Origin of the sequence: Streptomyces sp. NBC_01306 (genome assembly GCF_026340465.1) — a bacterium.
Classification (GTDB): domain Bacteria; phylum Actinomycetota; class Actinomycetes; order Streptomycetales; family Streptomycetaceae; genus Streptomyces.
On the sequence record NZ_JAPEPC010000001.1, the window covers coordinates 2,273,315 to 2,290,564 of the forward strand.

The following is a 17,250-nucleotide window of genomic DNA, read 5'->3' on the forward strand; positions in this document are numbered from 1 at the left end:
TCGTGCTGCACCCCGACCCCAACGGCAACGGCCCGGACGACGCCGGAAACTGGTACGTCTCCGCGCAGTCCATCGAGTCCAAGCCGCACATGCCGGCCCACGAGATCGGCCATCTGATGGGCCTGTGGGACTACTACCGGCGCCACACCCCGGGGCTTGCCCACTGGCCGGTCTACGACGACCACGCGCTGATGGGCGGCAACTACGCCGACCCGCTCTTCGGCCGGATCTCGGTCGACAACCACTTCCCGCGCCCGATGACGTTGTCGCCGCATCTGCGTGTCATGCCCCGCGACCTGCTGGTGCTGGGCACCGCGATCAAGTCGGCGATGCCGCACGCGCCGTGGGGCACCGCCGACATCCCGCTCGACGTACGGGAACGCGTCCTGCGCGGCAACCCCCGCACCGGCACCCCCGGCCTCCTCGCCCCACAAGGCGCCACCGACCGGCTCCGCCCCACCCCCACCACAGAACGCAACCCGAACGGCACCTACCAGGCAGGCACCCACCCCGACGGCAGCGCACGGACCATGTTCCCCGACCACTGGACCCTCGAAGAGGCGCTCTACGCCACCCGCCAGGTCTACCTCCGCCAACAGAGCACCGGCGGCCTCGTGCCCACCACGGAAACCCCCGGGATCGAGCCGGGAAGCCACCACTTCGACGGTTACTACCAGGGCGTACGGATCAAGGGCACGGCCGACCTGACCGGCACGATCACGGACTTCGCGCCGCACTCCGACCAGGCCGACATCGTGCCGCCCGACCATCTCGTCATGCCGGCCCCGACCAGCAACGAGCCCGCGGTCGGGGAAGGCACGCTGCGCTTCGTGACGTACGGCTCCACCCACAGCAGGACCGGCGTCCACTACGCGCTGCCCGGCCCGGACGGGGCCGCCGCGCAGCGTGGCCAGGGCGTCCAGATCGACACACTGTGGAGCGCCCACCCGAACGGCACCCAGTGGGCCACGGTCTGGTTCAAGGACCCGAATCTGCGCGGTCACACGGCACACGCGGTCGCCAACGGCGCCGCGCCCCCGCGCCCCTTGAAGCTCGGCGACGCGGAGAACGGGACCGCGCTCGGCGCGGACGGCACGGGGATCACCGCCCATCTGCTGTTCCCCTCCGACTGGTCGCCGCGCAAGCTCTGGACCGCGATGGTCATGGCTCACCGCAACGCGCTCGACACCGGTTCGCTGGTGCAGGTCCCGGAGGGCGGATACCTGTGGGAAGGCGTGCACGACGGCGTGCGGATGCACGGACACGTCCGCGACGGCGAACAGCTGTGGGTCCGGCCCTCCACCCACCAGCCGCCGGTCCCGCACAGCTCGCCCGAGATACTCGCGGTCACCGCTCCCCTGCAGGTCGGCGCGGCCAAACCCGATGGCTCGACGGCGCTGTTCCATATCCAGCGGGTGATCCACCAGGACGGCAACCTGGGGATGCGCGTCACCAGGGTCCTGCCGCATCCGCCGATGCTTGAGGAACGGCAGACCGAGCTGACCGAGCACCTGCTGCCTGAGGTACGGAAGCAGCTGGCCGCCGGCTTCAACCGGCTCAGCCCGCAAGGACACCGGGAACTGAGTCAGGTCACCTTCGACGTGGAGCTGTCACTGACGGACGACCCGACGATGGTCGCGTTCAGCCCCGAGCTGATGAACATCCTGATCGGCTCCTCGGACACGAGCATCCTGAAGGACCTGACCCTGCTCGACCCCACCGACCAGCAGGGCCTGGACACCTTCCTGCACAACGTGGTCAACCTGCTGCCGCCGGTACCGCGGAAACCGGCCGGCTGGAAGCGACCGCAGGGGCTGCCGCACCACACACGACGCTCGGTGTGGGAGTCGGACGTGGCGACTTCGCTGCACCGCAACACCCCGGCCGGAATACTCGAAGAGCCCGGCGTGAAGGGGCTGTTGGAGCAGCACCGAAGCATCCAGGACAGGCCCGGCCCGCTCACCGACGCGGACGCGGACGCGGGGACGGGCGCCGACGGGAAGACAACAGCGAAGGCGAGCACGAGCACAGACACAGAAGCAGGCGCAGGAGCAGGCGCAGGCGCAGGCGCAGGCGTCGACCGTATGGCCGCGGCGGCGAAGGAGCTCGGCATACCCTCCTCCGCTCTCGCGAGCATCAAGGTCGCCCTGCGGGGCTCCGCCCTCCTGGGCCCGGCCCTCACCGGACTCGACCAGCTGGCCGCCCGCATGGAGGCCTGGAAGCACTCCACGGGCGCGCTCGTCCGGCGGATGACGGAACTCGGTGCGCCGCTCCCCGGGTGGTGGGACTTCTCGTCGTACCTGCACTCCAAGCAGCTGACGATGAACGACATGCTCGACATGGATCTGCCCCAGGCCTGGAAGCTGTACAAGGATTCGTTCGCCCACCCGCTGCCGCGCATCCCGCACGGGACGGCGGAACAGGCCTACGCACTGGGCGTGCACCCGGCCTATCTGCAACGGCTGGCGGACGCCCTCCAGGTGGACCCGGCGGACATCGTCGAACTGGGCGAGGACAAGTTCCGCTGGCAGCAGCCCCTCTCACCCGAGGCCGTGGCGCTGGACTACCGGATCAGCAAGCAGCAGAAGGTGGCGGATCTCCACTTCACCCGCGACCACGCACGGTTCGACACGGTCGCCGACAGACTCCTCGGCAGCGACCCCACCGTCACGGAGCAGCGGTTCCGCTCCTTCATGCACTGGTCCACGGTCGCGGACGTGGGGCTGCACATCTTCACGGACGAGCGCCTGCAAGAGCTGGCCGAGCACTGGCGTGAGGACACGGAGGACGGTACCGACCCGGTCCCCGAGGACTTCGACCCGCGCATGGAACGGGAGAAGCATGCCGCTCTCCTCCATGAGGTGGACCTCGCCGAGCAGTCGGGACACCTGTCCAAGGAACTGACGGAGACGCTGAACAAGTACAAGCGGTACATCCGGTCCAAGACGGAGCTGCTGGACCTCTGGTACGAGGGGGGCGTCGCCAAGGACGCCGTCCCGGGGGGCGTGGCCAAGGACGCCGTCGTGCCCGTGACACCGTCCACGGCCCCGCACCCGCCCCACCGGTCCGCGCCCGCCGTCCTCCCGCAGCGGCCCACAACCCGCGGCCGGTCGGATTCGGCACCGCCTCCGCTCCCCGTCCCCCCGCAGACACCCGTGGCCGCGAGCCTGCCGCATCCCGTAACGCCGCCCGCCCCTGCGCAGCCCAGCGCCGAGATCCCCCGCCCCTCGGCCCCGTTCATGAACAGCTCGGGCCACACGGGGCCCGCCTGGGAACGCAAGTTCAGCGCCCGGCGCACCGTGCTGCCGGACGGGGCCACCCAGGCGGAGATCACCGTACGCATCCACCTGGACCCGCAGGCCGGTGTCACCCCCGAGGTCGTGCAGGCCGCCAAGGACACGGCGGTCGGCGGTCTCAAGAAGTACTACAACGACCCGGACCACCGTCTGCCGAACGGCGATCTGCTGCGGGTGAGGGCCGAGTTCACGGACGACCCGAAACAGGCGCACCACACCATCGCGCTGCACCCCAACCCGGATGGCAACGGCCGGTCGAACAGCGCGAACTGGTACCTCTCCATGGAGACCATCGAAGCCCAGTCGCAGATGCCGGCCCATGAGATCGGTCATCTGCTGGGCCTGTGGGACTACTACCGGGATCACACCCCGGGGCTCGCCCACTGGCCGGTCTACGACGAGCACGCGCTGATGGGCGCCATCTACGCCGACCCGCTCTTCGGCCGGCCGGCGGTCGACTCCCAATTCCAGCGTCCGTCGGTTCGGTCGCCCTATCTGCGGATCATGCCCCGCGACCTCCTGGTCATGGGCACCGCGATCGGGGCGGCGATGCCCGGGTCGCCCCGGGCCACCGTCGACATCCCGCTCGACGTACGGGAACGCGTCCTGCGCGGCAACCCCCGCACCGGCACCCCCGGCCTCCTCGCCCCGCAAGGCACCACCGACCGGCCCCGCGCCATCGCCACCGAAGAACGCAACCCGAACGGCACCTACCAGGCAGGCACCCACCCCGACGACAGCGCACGGACCATGTTCCCCGACCACTGGACCCTCGAAGAGGCGCTCTACGCCACCCGCCAGGTCTACCTCCGCCAACAGAGCACCGACGGTCTGGTGCCCACCACGGGCGCCCGCGGCATCGAGGCGGGCAACTACCACTTCACCGGCGACTACCAGGGCGTGCGGATCAAGGGCACGGTCGACGGCAAGGGGACCATCACCGATTTCGCGCCGCACTCCGACCAGACCGGGCTCGTGACGCCCGTCCACCTCAGAACGCCCTCCGTTCCCGAACTTCCCCCTTATTTCGCCCATCTCGCACCGCCGCCCGGAGTCACCGGCGAACCCGCGATCGGGGAGGGCACGCTGCGCTTCGTGACGTACGGCTCCACCCACAACAGGACCGGCGTCCACTACGCACTGCCGGACCGGGCGGGGGTCGAGGCACAGTACGACCAGGGCGTCCTGATCAACCCGCTGTGGAGCGCCCACCCGAACGGCACCCAGTGGGCCACGGTCTGGTTCAGGGATCCCAACCTGCGCGGGCTGACCGAACAGGCCGCCGCCAAGGGCACCCCGCCCCCGCGCGAATGGCAGCTCGGCGACCGGGAGAACGGGGCCGTGCTCGGCGCCGACGGCACGGCGACCATCGGCCAGCTGCTCTTCCCCTCCTCCTGGTCGACGCACCAGGTCTGGGAAGCGATGGTCGTGGCCCACCGCAACGCGATCGGCTCGGGTTCGTGGGTCCAGGTCCCGGAGGGCGGTTACCTGTGGGAGGGCGTGTACAACGGCGTGCGGATGCACGGACACGTCCGGGGCGGCGAACAGCTGTGGGTCCGGCCCTCCGCGTACCAGCCGCCGGTCCCGCACAGCTCTTCCGAAGTGCTCGCGCTCACGGCTCCCGTGCATACCCAGGTGAACAAGCCGAATGGCACGGCGGCACAGTTCGCGGTCCGGCGCGTGATCCACCAGGACGGGGCGCTGGGGATACGCGTCACCCGGGTCCTGCCGTATCCGCCGCTGGACCCCGCGGAACACAGCCGTGTGACCGATGAGCTGCTGCCGCAGATACGTGCGCAGCTGACCGCCGGATTCCATCACCCCGACCCCGCCGGACGCCGCGACCTGAGCCGGGTCACCTTCGACGTGGAGCTGGCACCGGCGGCCGACCCGACGATGAAGCTCACACGTCGCTCCGACATCTTCACAGTCCTGATGGGCGACGTGGACAACAGCACCCTGCCGGATCTGATGGCGGTCGACGCCTCCGACCCGTCAAGCCTGTACCACTTCCTGAACACCGTCGCCCCCACGCTGCCGCCGCTGTCCGAGCTGCCGGCCGGCTGGCAGGGCCCGCAGGGGCAGCCGCACCACGAGCAGGACCCGGTCTGGACGTCGGACGTGACGGCTTCGGTGCGCCGCAACACCCCGTCCGGGCTGCTCGACGAGCCCGGCGTACGAGGGCTGTTGGAGCAGCACCGGAGCCTGGAGCCGACCGGCCCGCTCACGGACGCGACCACGAGCCCGAGCCCGAGCACGGACACGCATCCGGGCGGGACCGAGAACACCGGCACAGGAACCGGCACGAGCACCGCTGCCGACACCAGTACCGGCGTGGACCGTACGGCCGCGGCGGCCCAGGCCCTCGGACTGCACCCCACCGCCCTCGCCAGCATCAAGGTCGCCCTCCAGGGACCCGCCCCTCTCCGCTCCGCCCTCGACGCACTCGACCAACTGGCCGCCCGGCTGGAAGCCCGGCCGCACACCACGAGCGCGCTCATCCGGCGGATGTCGGAGATCGGTGCGCCGCTCTCCGAGTGGTGGCACTTCGCGTCCTATCTGCACACCCAGCAGGGCCTGATGTCCGACGTGATCAGCATGGACCGGGCCGGGGCCCAGAAGCTGTTCAACGACTCGCGCATCCATCCGCTGCCGCAGGTCCCGAACGAGACCGAGCTCCATGCCTACGCGCTGGGCGTACACCCGAGATACCTGACACGGCTGGCGGACGCCCTCCGGGTGCCCACGGCGGACATCATCTCTCTGGGCGAGGACAAGTCCTTCTGGCAGCAGCCCCTTTCGCCCGAGGCGGTGGCGCAGAAGTACCGGGACAACGAACGTCAGCGGCAGGAAGAGGCCCGCATCGGCCGCGACCGCGCACGGTTCCTTGCCGCGGCCGACGAGCTGCTGGGCAGCGAACCCGGCCTCGCGGACCAGCGGTTCCGCTCCTTCGTGCACTGGTCGGCGGAGGCGCAGCACCTGGGCCTGAACGTCTTCACGGATCAGCGCCTGCGAGAGTTGGTGGGGCACTGGCGCAGGAAGACGAACGACGGCACCGATCAGGTGCCTGCGGACTTCGACCCGCGCGAGAAGGGGAAGTTCCAGGCCGATCTGTTCCTGACGGTGGACCTCGCCCGGCGATCCGGGCCGCTGCCCACCAAGCTGGCGGAGGAACTGGCCCTCTACGAGCAGTTCGTCCAATTCCAGCTGACGCAGCTCAACGTGCGGTACCCGGGGGGTGTGTTCGAGGACGACGGTCCGCCCGTGACACTGTCCACGGACATCTTCGCCGCGCTGTCCGGCGCGGGCGACTGACACGCACCACTGCCGTACACGGCTGACGTACACGAACGAATGCACATGAGCAGTAAGAGCAGTACGAGAAGCAGGAGAGGCGAGGTGGCCATGGCGAGCACGGAACCCGAGTCGAACAGCGAGGTGTCCGCTGCTGCGGACACGTCCGATGAGGCGGCGCCGGGAGAGGGTACGCAGACCGGGACGGAGAAGGTGACGGAATCCGGCGGGGCTTCCCCGGAGGACGTCGCCGCGACGCTCGCCGGTGGCGTGATCGGTGCGGAGGTGCCTGCCGCCACCCGCGTGACGGAGAGCAAGGCAACGACGCTCGAATCGGCACCCGAGGCCGTGGCCGCCGAGAAGGCCGAGCCGCAGAAGGCCGAGAAGCCCCAGAAGCCCGAACCGGCCCCCGAACCGGCCTCGGAACCGGCTTCGGAACCGGCTTCGGAACCGGCTTCGGATGCCACGGCGGCCCCCGCAACCGAGCCGGAAACCACGGCCACCCCCGCCAGCGCCACAGCGACCTCGACCTCGACGGCCGCAGCCTCAACGTCCCGTGGGATACCGGCACTCACCGCCGTACTGGGCAGCCTCACCCGGAGCCGTACTCGCACCCGTACCTCCTCCGATGCCACCGCCGCCGTGAGCACCGCGGGCGGGAACGGCCCCGGCGGAACCGGTACGGAGGAGGAGGACTCGGCACCCGGCAAGGTCTCCCGACCGATGGTCGCGGCGGCCGCGATCGGGGGCGTGGTGCTGCTGTCCCTCCCGTTCGTCGTCGCCTCGTTCACCGGCGGGGACGGACCCAAGCACAACACCAGGAACGCCGCCGCCGGATACACCGACCCCGGCGCCGGGGCGGACGGCTACGTACCGCAGTCCGACGCCTCCAAGGCACCACTGGGCAAGGGCGGTTCGAAGGGGACCGGCGGATCGGGCCCGGCGGGCGGCGTGAACGCCCCGCCCATCCACGAAGCCGCGTCGGCGGACAGCGCCGACGGCCCCGGGGACACCAAGACGGACAGCCATCCCGGGAAGGGCACGACCGACTCGGACTCCTCCACGGGCAAGGGGAAGACCGACACCAAGACGGACTCCTCGTCGGGCAGCGGCGCCACCAACACGGCGAACAAGACGTCGTCCTCTCCCAAGGTGCTCTACTCCGCGATCGGCGGAATGCACTGCTCCAACAGTTCGGTCACCTACACCGAACGCGGCAAGTACACCGACGACCAGAAGGGCTGGACCACCCACGACGGCGCTTACGCCTCAGGTGGCTGCTCGGGCTGGTACCGCTCGATTCCCATGTCGGGCGACTCCAACGACAGCGACAACAGCGCGGTGTGGAACTTCCGGACCGGTGACGTGAAGTCCGGCAGCTGCAAGGTCAGCGTCTACATACCGAACGACAGCAACGTCGGACACGTCGGCGGCCAGCCCACGTACTACACCGTCCACGACGGCACCAGCACCGCGGGCTCCACCCAGCTCGGCCATTTCACGATCACCCAGGTGAGTCACCGCGGCGAGTGGATAGCAGCCCCCTCGTACAAGATCAACTCAGGTGTGCTGAGCGTCAAGCTCCACGACCGCGGCGACGACTGGAGTTCGTCGTCACGGGAGAACGCACACAATGCCTCGTCCGCGATCCGGGTGGAGTGCACGGCGTAACGCCCAACGGGCCCGGCCCGCCGTTCATTTCACCCTGGACGGCGGGCCGGTGCTGCCGGAGGCCAGCGGGGAGCGGGCCAGCTCGACGCAGCCGAGGCCGACCAGGGCGAGCGCGGCCAGCTCGGGCACCAGCCACCATCCGGTGCGCAGCGTCTCACCGAACAGGGTCACGCCGTACAGGATGCTGATGAGCGCGTCGCCGAGGGTGAGCATCGGCTGGACCGCGACCAGGGTGCCCGCCTGGAGGGCGTTCTGCAGCAGGAAGAGCGAGCCCACGCCGGCTGCGGCCGTGCCGTAGAGCTGCCAGGACTTGAGGAGTTCCACCCATCCGTCGGCGTCGCTGAGCCGCGCCATGGCGTCCTTCATGAGTGCGGCGGTGAGTGCGTAGCCGCAGGCGGCGGCCAGCCCGAGGAGAGCCCCGCGGGAGTTGCCACGGGTCTTGAGGGCCGCACCGATCAGGACCGTCTCGAAGATCCCGGTGAGGATCAGCGCCGGGATCCACCGCAGCCCGTCCACGGTCTCGCCACCGCCGCCCGGAGCCGCGGTGGCCATCCCGAGAGCGAGGCCCACGGTGACGGCGGCCACGCCGTACCAGATCGTGTGGGGCAGCCGTACCCGCAGGAGGTGGCCGGCGAGCAGCAGGGTCGCGGGCAGTTCGATGACGAAGATCGGCTGCACCACGGCGATCGGCCCGGTGGCCAGGGCGACGGCCTGGCAGACGGCTGCGACGATCACCAGACCGACCCCGGCCAGCCACACCCGCTGGCGGATCAGGTGGCCGAAGAGGGACACATGCATCGCCTCGGCGTCGGGCACCTTCGCGGCGGCACGGCGCTGGAACACGGATGCGGCGCCGTTACTGAGCGCGGTGAGCACGGCGAAGAGGACACTGATCACCGGTCCATGATGAAGGCCGGGGTATACGAAACGGGGATCTCCCCCCGTCCGGGCCGCGCCGCCGTGGCCCCGGGCGGCACGGGCCGGGCCGTGGAGCGCGGGGGTCCGGCCCCACCCCCGTAGGCGCAGGACCCCCGCACGACGCGGGTCGCCCGCCCAGGACGCACGTCTCGCATCGCGCGCCCCGGAACGCACGCCCCGGAGCCGAATGGCCTCGCGACACAGTGCCCGCACGCCCGTACACGGGGCAACCGAATTCGGCCACCAGCAGAAGCCGTTGCTGCCGCGCCCCGGCGGAGCCAGATCGTCGTGTCCGGTCCTGTCCTGCCCTGCCCTGCCCTGTCCTACGAGGCGGAGCCGGACCCGAGCTTCTCGCCACGGGGGAAGGAGATCTCGACGCGGCGGTTCTTCGTACGGCCCTCTTCGGTGGCGTTCGAGGCGATCGGGTAGTCCTCGCTGTATCCGCGGATGTCGAACGTGACATCGGAGCCGAGCGACTTGGCCAGCTCCTCCTGCACGGAGTCGGCGCGCCGCTTGGAGAGGACCTTGCCGTGCTCGTACGAGCCGAGGTTGTCGGTGAACCCGAAGACCCGGACCTTGGTGGCGTGCTGGGCGAGGGCTTCGTCGGCGATGGCCTTGATGCGCGCCCTGGCCTCCGGATTGAGCTTGGGGCTGTCCTTGGGGAAGAGGACTTCTGCCTGGAGCGCGAACGTCACATCGGCGTTGGTGTCCTCACGGCGCTCCTCACCGCCGAGGTCCTCGACGACGGACTTGATGTCGAGGACATGGGACGGCGCGAGCGTCGCCCCGTCGCCGAGCCGGAGCCCGGGGGCGGCGGGGTCGATGGCGGGCGGTGGCGAGGACGTCGTACTGTCCGGGGGCGCGCTGGGGCCGGGGCTGGGACCGGCGGCATGTGCCCCGGTGACGGTCAGCCCGGTGAGCAGGAGGGTGGCGGCGAGGGTGGCCGCGGGGCGGCGTGGTCGTCTCATCGGTCACTGCCCGTCGGAGATGTCGATGGTGGCAGGAGGCATGTCGCCGATCTGGAACTCCACGGACTTGGTACTGGCGGGCGGGGCGGGGAACTGGGCGTAGAACGGCTTCTCCTCGTCCGCCTGGATCCCGCCGCTGAACTTCGTGCAGAGGCAGCGTCCGTCGGTGTCCCGCAGGATGAGGTACTTCTTCTTGCCTGCCTGGTCGACGAGCGCGGCCCCGGCCATGGACGTGGAGTTGGCGGCCAGTTCCTTCTCGTCCCCCGCCCAGCTGGGTTCGAGCCAGTACTTGCCGCTTCCGTTCTTCACCGTTCCGCTGACGGTGAGGAAGCCACCGGTGTCGCGCACCGCCGAGGTGATGGTCAGGGTGATGTCAGCCCCGCCCTTGACCTGTGCCAGGGTCTTGTCGGCCGACGCGGACGGAGCCGGCTGTGCGGTGTCGCCGCTCCCCTTCGCACCGGCCGCGGGGGGCGACGCGCTCCCCTTGTCCGTTCCTCCGCCGTCGCCTCCGCAGCCCGCCACGGTGAGCGCCAGGCCCGCTGTGACTGCCACAGTGGCCAGCGCCCTGCGGGCCCTCAAGGTGCGACGCATGTTCATCTACTACTCATCCTCACTCGGCCAGGTGGACAGCGAACAGGTCCTTCGGCTGGGGCAGTTCAATCGTGTCCAGCTTCTTCGGGTCGATCTCCCAGTGCCGGCCGTCACAGTCGAATTCGACGAGCTTCGGGTCTCCGGACGGCGTGACGGAGCAGCGCGGCTCGATCATCGCGACGGCATGGGCCTTGGCGTGCCTGCCCTCCGTACCGGGGATGACGGACTTGCCGACGGTGAACCGGGTGGTGATGCTCGCCTCGAAGGCGGGATACCCCTTGACCGTCGTCGGCGCGAGCCCGTCGAGGGTGGCGTCGTTGTCGCCCGCGAGCCGGGCCGCTGCGGCACTCCCCGTACCGGCGACAGGGTGGTCGCCGAGCAGCCAGCCCGCCCATGCGTCCTTCTGCCCCAGCGAGCCGGTCAGGCCGTCGGCCATCTGGTCCCGGACGTCCTGGGCCGCCGCGAGTGCTGCGGCGTCCGCGGCCGACTGGGCACCGTTGCGGGCCACGGCAGCTTGCGCGAAGGCGAAGTAGGCGAAGGCCAGAAAGAGCAGTCCGCCCACCACGACGACGTAGATGAGGATGGTCTGGCCCCGGTCGTCCCCGGCGCGGGGCGCCCTCGCCCTCAGCCCCCGGTGATGGAGTTGACGGCAGTACCGATCGCCTTCGAGATGATGTTCTGCAGCCCCAGCCCCCGCACCGCCACCACGATCAGCGCCACGATCACCAGCAGCCCGCCGTACTCCACGATGCTCGCGCCGCTGTCGCCCGCGCGCCTCCGCATCCGGGAGACGACCGTGTCGCGCCAGGTGCCGAACGCCAGATACGCCTTGAGCGTGATGTCCTTCGCCATGCTCTGCCCCTTCGGGAACGTACGACTCCGTCTCTGCGGCCGGGCTGCCGTACGCGGCGCCCCGCCTCCCCTCACCGCGCAGGGATTCAGCCATGGCGGCCGGGCTCCCGCGCGGACGTTCCCAGCCATATCGCTTCCGCTGTACGGCTGTTGGTGCTGGTTCGGATGCTGCTGGCAGCGGCGAACTGCTGGTCGCTCCTGCCGGAGGCGGTACGGTGCATGACCTCCGCCTCCCTCGGACTCGGCCCGAAGTCATATCCCTGGGGAGAGGGTGGCACAAAGGGTTGCGGCCTCGAAGCAGCTGACAGAAAGTGGCCGGATCCCACCCTCCGTGTCAACAGCCGCGCCCTCCGTGGTCTCATCGCTCAGTTCCCGAACAGCGAGCCGAAGTCGGTGGTGGAGCCCAGGAACATGTTCGTCACGATCAGGATGAGCGTCGCCGGGACCATGGTGATCAGCGTGACCACTGTGGCCTGCGGGATCGCCTTCGCCGCCCGGCGGCGGGAGTTCTGGGCGTCGGTACGTCGCATGTCGTTGGCGATCTGTATGAGGGTGTCCGCGATCGGCGCGCCCAGTTCCTCGCCCTGCTGGAGCGCGCTGACGAACTGCGAGACCTGCTCGGACTCGTTGCGCCTGCGCAGTTCGTCGAACGCCTGGCGGCGGCTGACACCCATGTCCATCTGGCGCAGTGTGATGCGCAGTTCGTCGGCCCAGGGCCCCTCGTACTTCTCGGCGACCCGCTCCAGTGCCTGCCGGAAGCCGAGTCCCGCACTGACGACCACGGCCAGGACATCGAGGAAGTCGGGCAGCGTCCGCTCGATGATGTCCCGGCGCTTGCGGATGGCCTGCCAGATCGTCGCGTCGGCTGCGAACGCCCCGTAGGCGAAGGCGAAGACAGCGAAGATCCAGCTGCCGTTGGTGAGCAGCGCGAGGCCCGCGAGGCCGCCGAAGATGCCGTACACCGCGCGGCGGGCCGCATAGCGGTCGACGGTCAGGCCGCCCGGATTGCCCGCCGAGTCGATCCGGCGGCGCTTCTTCTCCACCGCCCGGGGGCCCATCACCCTCAGCACGGCGGGCGCGAAGCGCATCCCCGCCCGGTCGACCGCCGCCTCGGCGCCGCCCACCCGGGTGGCGCCGACTTCGAGGGCGACGGCGAGGTCGCTGGGAACCTTCACATCGGAGCGGTACATCCGGACGCCCAGGAACATCCCGGCGACGCCCGCGCCGAGTGCCAGTGCGAGCAGCAGTCCCACCATGGCGTTTGTCCCGTCCCCTCAGACGTCGATCTTGCCGAGGCGCCGCATCCCGATGAACCCGACGGCGTACAGAGCGAGGGCGATCAGCACGGCCGCCTGGCCCAGCGGGTGGCCGGTCATCCGGGCCAGCGAGCCGGAGTCCATCGAGTTGAGCATGATCATGGCGCCCAGGCCGAGCAACGGCAGCGTGTACGCGGTGGCGTTGACCTCGGAGAGCATCGTCACGACCTCGCGCCTGGTCTCCTTGCGCTCCTCCAGGGTCTCGGTGAGGTTGCGCAGGCTGCCGACGACCGTGCCGCCCGCACGGTTGGAGAGGACCAGGGTGGTGACGAGGACGACCAGTTCCCGGGAGGGCAGCCGGGCCGCCAGCTCGCCCAGGGTCTCGTCGATCGACCTGCCCAGCGCCAGCTGGGCGGTGACCGTGGCCAGTTCCTCGCCTGCGGGTGCCTCCAGCTCCTCCGCCGCCATGCCCAGTGCGGTACGGAGAGCGAGCCCGGCGGCCGTCGCGTTGGCCAGGATCCGGGACAGCTCGGGGAGCTGGTTGATGAACGCCTCGATGCGCTTCTGACGCTGCCAGTTGAGGAAGGTGTTGCCCGCCCACAGGGCGACCAGGCCGGCGACCGGGCCGAAGAACGGGGCCAGCGCGGCGGAGGCGATCAGCCAGAGTGCGGCGAATCCCCCGACGACGTACACGGTGAACTCGCCCGCCGTCAGATCCAGTCCGGTCGCGGACAGCCGCAGCTGGAGCCGCTTGCCGAAGGCCGTCCCGCGGAGTCTGCGGTCGACTCCGCCAAAGCGGCGGACGCGCAGCCCCTCCGGACGCGGTCCGCTGTACGAGAGCCGGTCGACCAGGGCTTCGCGCTGCGCCTTCCCTGTGGCGTACGTATGGATACCGGCGACGGCGAGCACACCGCAGAGCAGCGTGCCGCCGATCGCCAGCAGAGCGATGTTGGTCATGGTGCTGCCCTACCTCGCCTCTCTCGTGTTGAGCGGGTCGACGCCTTCCACCACACCGAACGCGGGCGGCAGCGCCTCGTTCGCGAGGTACAGCCGCTCCGCGATCCTGCGCGGCAGCGGCAGGTGTTCGAACCGGCCGTGCACGACCCGGTCCGCGGTCATCGGCTGGGCACGGAACCGCGAGACCGTGGAGATCTGGAAGCGCTCGCGCCCGTGACTGACGAGCAGCACCAGCTCGCTGACCTTGCGTGAGCCGTCGGCGTGCCGGGCCAGCTGGACGATGACATCGACCGCGCTGTTGATCTGGTCGCGCAGCGCCTCGAAGGGGATCTCCACCTCGGACATGGACCCCAGGGTCTGGAGTCGCATCAGCGCGTCCTCGGCGCTGTTGGAGTGCACGGTGGCGAGCGAGCCGTCGTGACCTGTCGACATCGCCTGGAGCATGTCGAGCGTCTCGCCGCCGCGCACCTCGCCGACGATGATCCGGTCGGGGCGCATCCGCAGCGAGTTGCGGACGAGGTCGCGGATGGTGATCCGGCCGTTGCCCTCGACATTGGCCGGCCGGGTCTCCAGGCGTACGACATGGGCCTGCTGGAGCTGGAGTTCGGCTGCGTCCTCGACGGTGATGATGCGCTCGTGGTCCGGGATGAGGCCGGAGAGCGCGTTGAGGAGCGTGGTCTTCCCCGATCCGGTGCCGCCGGAGACGATCACGTTGAAGCGGGCCCGGACGAACGCGGTGAGCAGCAGCAGCATCTGCTCGTCGAGCGTGCCGAGCGCGATCAGTTCCTGGAGGCGGTACGCGCGGGGGAAGCGGCGGATGGTGAGGGTGGGGCCGGTCAGGGAGAGCGGCGGGATGATGACGTTGACCCGTTCGCCGGACGGCAGGCGGGCGTCGACCATCGGATTGGACTCGTCGACCCGGCGGTTGACGGTCGACACGATGCGCTCGATGGTCTGCATCAGTTGCTCGGTCGAGGCGAAGCGCATCGGGAGCTGCTCGACGCGTCCGGCCCGTTCCACGAAGATCGAGTCGGGGCCGTTGACCATGATCTCGGTGATGGACGCGTCTTCGAGGAGCGGTTCCAGTACGCCGAGGCCGAGCGCCTCGTCCACGACCCGGCGGATCAGCTGGGAGCGCTCGGCGGTGGAGAGCACGGGGCCCTCGCGGCTGATGATGTGTCCGAGTACGCGCTCCAGCCTGGCGCGCCGGTCGGCGGCGGCCAGCGAGGACATCTCCGCGAGGTCGATCTCCTCCAGGAGCTTGGCACGGTAGACGGCGACCTGGTGGCCGTCCTCCCGGCCGCCGCCGTGCTCCTCGGGGGCGGCGATGCGGGCCCGCAGACTCATGGTGCCTCCCTGTCGTTCCCGGCTGTGGCACTCGCGGCTGTGGTGTCGTTCGGCATGGCGACGGTGCGGTGGACCGGGCCGAAGAGGTGGAAGCCCGGCAGCACGGACGGGACGGCGATGGTGGCGGTCGCGCTCACGGTGTCGCCGCCGCTGACACGGACGGTGGTGTTGCCCTGGAGCCAGCCGGACACGGCGTCCTGTCCGGCGGCGCTCCCCGTACCGGCCTCCAGGGCTTCGGTGCGGGCGGCGGCGCGGGCAGCGGTGCCTGCCTGGTTGGCGGTGTAGCCGACGATGCCGAGCTGGATGGCTGCCATGCCGATGAAGAGGAGGATCGGGAGCATGCCGGTGAATTCGAGGATGGCGGTGCCACGGTCGTCGCGGCGGCGGATGCGGGTTTCGGGGGCTCCGCCCCCGGGCCCCCGGTCCTCAATTGCCCCCGGACTTCGTCCGGGGGGACCCCCAGGACGGGCTTGTTCTTGCCGCTTCATCCCCCGTCCCCCTCAAGCGCCGCCCCCGCGCTCCCGTCCACCGGCCACGGAAAGTTTCCGGCCCCCGGGAAGAGCACCGGGGTGCGCAGGTGGACCGTCGCCTTCATCAGGTTTCCCGACGCGCCGCAGGACACCGTCGCCGCCCCGCGCCAGTTGGCCGGCAACCGTTTCAGGCCCGCCTCCCGGCAGCCCGCCGTCGAGCCGTCGACCGCGTACGAGGCCGTGGCCGTCCGTGCCGCCTCGTCCGCCGCGTTGCCCGCCAGGGAGAACGTGTAGCCCCACAGCACGCACTGCCACATCGCCACCAGGACGAAGGCGATCAGCGGGGCCATCCCGGCGAACTCGACCAGCACCGCGCCCCGGTCGCTGTCGAGCTTGCTGCCCCGGACGCGCAGCCGGCCTCCCCGGGCGCCCCTGCCGTGCGAGGCCGACGCGGGCGCCTTCACCAGGCCGAGTTCCCCGGCCAGGCCCCACATGGCCTGCTTGACCGTGGAGCGGCTATCCAGGTCCTGCATCCGGCCCGCGTCCACCGCCCCCTGGAGTTCCTTGAACCCGGCCGGGATCGCGGCGCGGGCCGCCTTCGTGCCGGTGATGCGCTCCACCAGCGGCGGCTGGATCTCGGCGCTCCGGGTGGCCCGGTTGACGACGGTGACCGTCTCCTCCGCCTTGCGGACCTGGAGCCGGTCCCACATCCGCACCATCCGCTTGGCGGCCCGGACGGCCACCACGTCGGGGGTGACCAACAGCAGCGCGTGGTCGGCCATTTCGACCGCCGCCGCGTTGGCGCCGGTCAGCTGGGTGCCGCAGTCCACGACCACGATCTCGTACCGGTTGCGCAGCGCGCCGATCGCCTGCCGGGCGACCCGGTCGGTGACCTCTTCGCCGCGTTCGCCGTCGCCCGGCGCAAGCAGCAGTCCGATCCCGGTCGGGTGCGCGTACACCGCGTCCTGGATGACCCGGGGCGAGATGTCGGCGATGCCCGCCAGGTCGGCGATGGAGCGGCGGAACTGTACGTCGAGGTAGGAGGCGACGTCACCGGACTGGAGGTCGAGGTCGACCAGGGCGACGGACCTGCCGGACGCCTGGGCGGCCAGCGCGAGCTGGACCGCGGTGACGGTGGCGCCGACCCCGCCCTTCGCCCCGGTGACCGTGACGACCGTGCCGCCGGGTCCGGCGGCCGGGTCGGGCCCGCCGCCGAGGTGGCGGCGTACGCCGGTGGACCAGGAGGCCGCGTTCTGCACCCGGGCCGCCAGCTCCTCGTAGCCGAGGGGCAGTCCGATGAGGCCGCGGGCGCCCGCGTCCATCGCCGATGTGTAGAGCAGCGGGCTGATGTCGGCGGTGATGAGGACGACGCCGACCGCCGGGAAGCGCAGCGCGACCTCCCTGATCAGTTCCAGCGCGGGGGCCGGGCCGATCCGTTCGTGGACGAGGACGACCTCGGGCAGCTCGTCGAGCGACTCGGCGGCCAGCCGGGCGAGCAGGTCGAGCAGCGAGGTCGAGTCGGCGACCGGCGGGAAGGGTTCCGCGTCGGGGAGCTGGCTGAGCAGGGTGATCACCGCGCGCGCCGCGTCCGGGTCACCGGCCACGGGGAGGATACGAGTCGTCATCGGTC

The 17,250-nt window shown here is 70.6% G+C and carries 12 protein-coding genes (1 of these 12 running past the window's edge); 2 read left to right on the forward strand and 10 right to left on the reverse strand.

Annotated features, from left to right (window positions below):
• Both OG385_RS09660 and OG385_RS09665 read left to right on the forward strand, forming a co-directional pair.
• A protein-coding gene (locus tag OG385_RS09660) for an EndoU domain-containing protein (protein WP_266853690.1) crosses the window boundary here: on the forward strand, positions 1 to 6,611 show its end. 20,425 nt of this gene lie to the left of the window's left edge; the window shows 6,611 of its 27,036 coding nt (coding positions 20,426-27,036); its start codon lies beyond the left edge, outside the window; it ends in the stop codon at positions 6,609 to 6,611.
• 90 nt (positions 6,612 to 6,701) lie between these two features.
• A complete protein-coding gene (locus OG385_RS09665) occupies positions 6,702 to 8,261 on the forward strand; it encodes a hypothetical protein (protein ID WP_266853692.1) in 1,560 nt (519 codons plus the stop codon).
• A 24-nt stretch (positions 8,262 to 8,285) separates the two neighbouring features.
• On the opposite strand, the gene OG385_RS09670 is transcribed toward OG385_RS09665, so the two are convergent.
• The 10 genes from OG385_RS09670 to OG385_RS09715 form a co-directional block, all read right to left on the reverse strand.
• Positions 8,286 to 9,158 (reverse strand): DMT family transporter, encoded by an 873-nt coding sequence (locus tag OG385_RS09670; RefSeq protein ID WP_266853694.1) that lies wholly within the window; start codon positions 9,156 to 9,158, stop codon positions 8,286 to 8,288.
• A 344-nt stretch (positions 9,159 to 9,502) separates the two neighbouring features.
• Complete coding sequence (locus tag OG385_RS09675; RefSeq protein ID WP_266853695.1) at positions 9,503 to 10,147, reverse strand: OmpA family protein; 645 nt, start codon at positions 10,145 to 10,147, stop codon at positions 9,503 to 9,505.
• Positions 10,148 to 10,150: 3 nt separating this feature from the next.
• Positions 10,151 to 10,744, reverse strand: coding sequence for a hypothetical protein (locus tag OG385_RS09680; protein WP_266853697.1), 594 nt, complete (start codon positions 10,742 to 10,744; stop codon positions 10,151 to 10,153).
• A 13-nt stretch (positions 10,745 to 10,757) separates the two neighbouring features.
• Positions 10,758 to 11,366, reverse strand: coding sequence for a pilus assembly protein TadG-related protein (locus OG385_RS09685; protein ID WP_266860740.1), 609 nt, complete (start codon positions 11,364 to 11,366; stop codon positions 10,758 to 10,760).
• Positions 11,363 to 11,590 (reverse strand): hypothetical protein, encoded by a 228-nt coding sequence (locus tag OG385_RS09690; RefSeq protein ID WP_266860742.1) that lies wholly within the window; start codon positions 11,588 to 11,590, stop codon positions 11,363 to 11,365. Before OG385_RS09690 ends, OG385_RS09685 begins: the two co-directional genes overlap by 4 nt.
• Before the next feature lie 365 nt (positions 11,591 to 11,955).
• Positions 11,956 to 12,846 carry a DUF5936 domain-containing protein gene (locus OG385_RS09695; protein WP_266853698.1) on the reverse strand — a complete coding sequence of 297 codons (891 nt, stop codon included), beginning with the start codon at positions 12,844 to 12,846 and terminating at the stop codon, positions 11,956 to 11,958.
• Between the two features lie 18 nt (positions 12,847 to 12,864).
• Positions 12,865 to 13,803 (reverse strand): type II secretion system F family protein, encoded by a 939-nt coding sequence (locus OG385_RS09700; protein ID WP_266853700.1) that lies wholly within the window; start codon positions 13,801 to 13,803, stop codon positions 12,865 to 12,867.
• Between the two features lie 9 nt (positions 13,804 to 13,812).
• The gene (locus OG385_RS09705; protein WP_266853702.1) at positions 13,813 to 15,150 is read right to left on the reverse strand and encodes a CpaF family protein; all 1,338 of its coding nucleotides are present in this window, start codon (positions 15,148 to 15,150) and stop codon (positions 13,813 to 13,815) included.
• Positions 15,147 to 15,491 (reverse strand): TadE/TadG family type IV pilus assembly protein, encoded by a 345-nt coding sequence (locus OG385_RS09710; protein ID WP_266853703.1) that lies wholly within the window; start codon positions 15,489 to 15,491, stop codon positions 15,147 to 15,149. Before OG385_RS09710 ends, OG385_RS09705 begins: the two co-directional genes overlap by 4 nt.
• Positions 15,492 to 15,634: 143 nt before the next feature.
• Positions 15,635 to 17,245, reverse strand: a complete 1,611-nt coding sequence (locus OG385_RS09715) for an AAA family ATPase (RefSeq protein WP_266853704.1) — start codon at positions 17,243 to 17,245, stop codon at positions 15,635 to 15,637.
• Between the last annotated feature and the right edge of the window lie 5 nt (positions 17,246 to 17,250).

Coding starts and splice junctions, on each gene's coding strand:
- OG385_RS09705 (WP_266853702.1), bottom strand. CDS start 15,150: ATGAGTCTGCGGGCCCGCATCGCCGCCCCCGAGGAGCACGGCGGCGGC.
- OG385_RS09675 (WP_266853695.1), bottom strand. CDS start 10,147: ATGAGACGACCACGCCGCCCCGCGGCCACCCTCGCCGCCACCCTCCTG.
- OG385_RS09665 (WP_266853692.1), top strand. CDS start 6,702: ATGGCGAGCACGGAACCCGAGTCGAACAGCGAGGTGTCCGCTGCTGCG.
- OG385_RS09710 (WP_266853703.1), bottom strand. CDS start 15,491: ATGCTCCCGATCCTCCTCTTCATCGGCATGGCAGCCATCCAGCTCGGC.
- OG385_RS09700 (WP_266853700.1), bottom strand. CDS start 13,803: ATGACCAACATCGCTCTGCTGGCGATCGGCGGCACGCTGCTCTGCGGT.
- OG385_RS09695 (WP_266853698.1), bottom strand. CDS start 12,846: ATGGTGGGACTGCTGCTCGCACTGGCACTCGGCGCGGGCGTCGCCGGG.
- OG385_RS09680 (WP_266853697.1), bottom strand. CDS start 10,744: ATGAACATGCGTCGCACCTTGAGGGCCCGCAGGGCGCTGGCCACTGTG.
- OG385_RS09690 (WP_266860742.1), bottom strand. CDS start 11,590: ATGGCGAAGGACATCACGCTCAAGGCGTATCTGGCGTTCGGCACCTGG.
- OG385_RS09715 (WP_266853704.1), bottom strand. CDS start 17,245: ATGACGACTCGTATCCTCCCCGTGGCCGGTGACCCGGACGCGGCGCGC.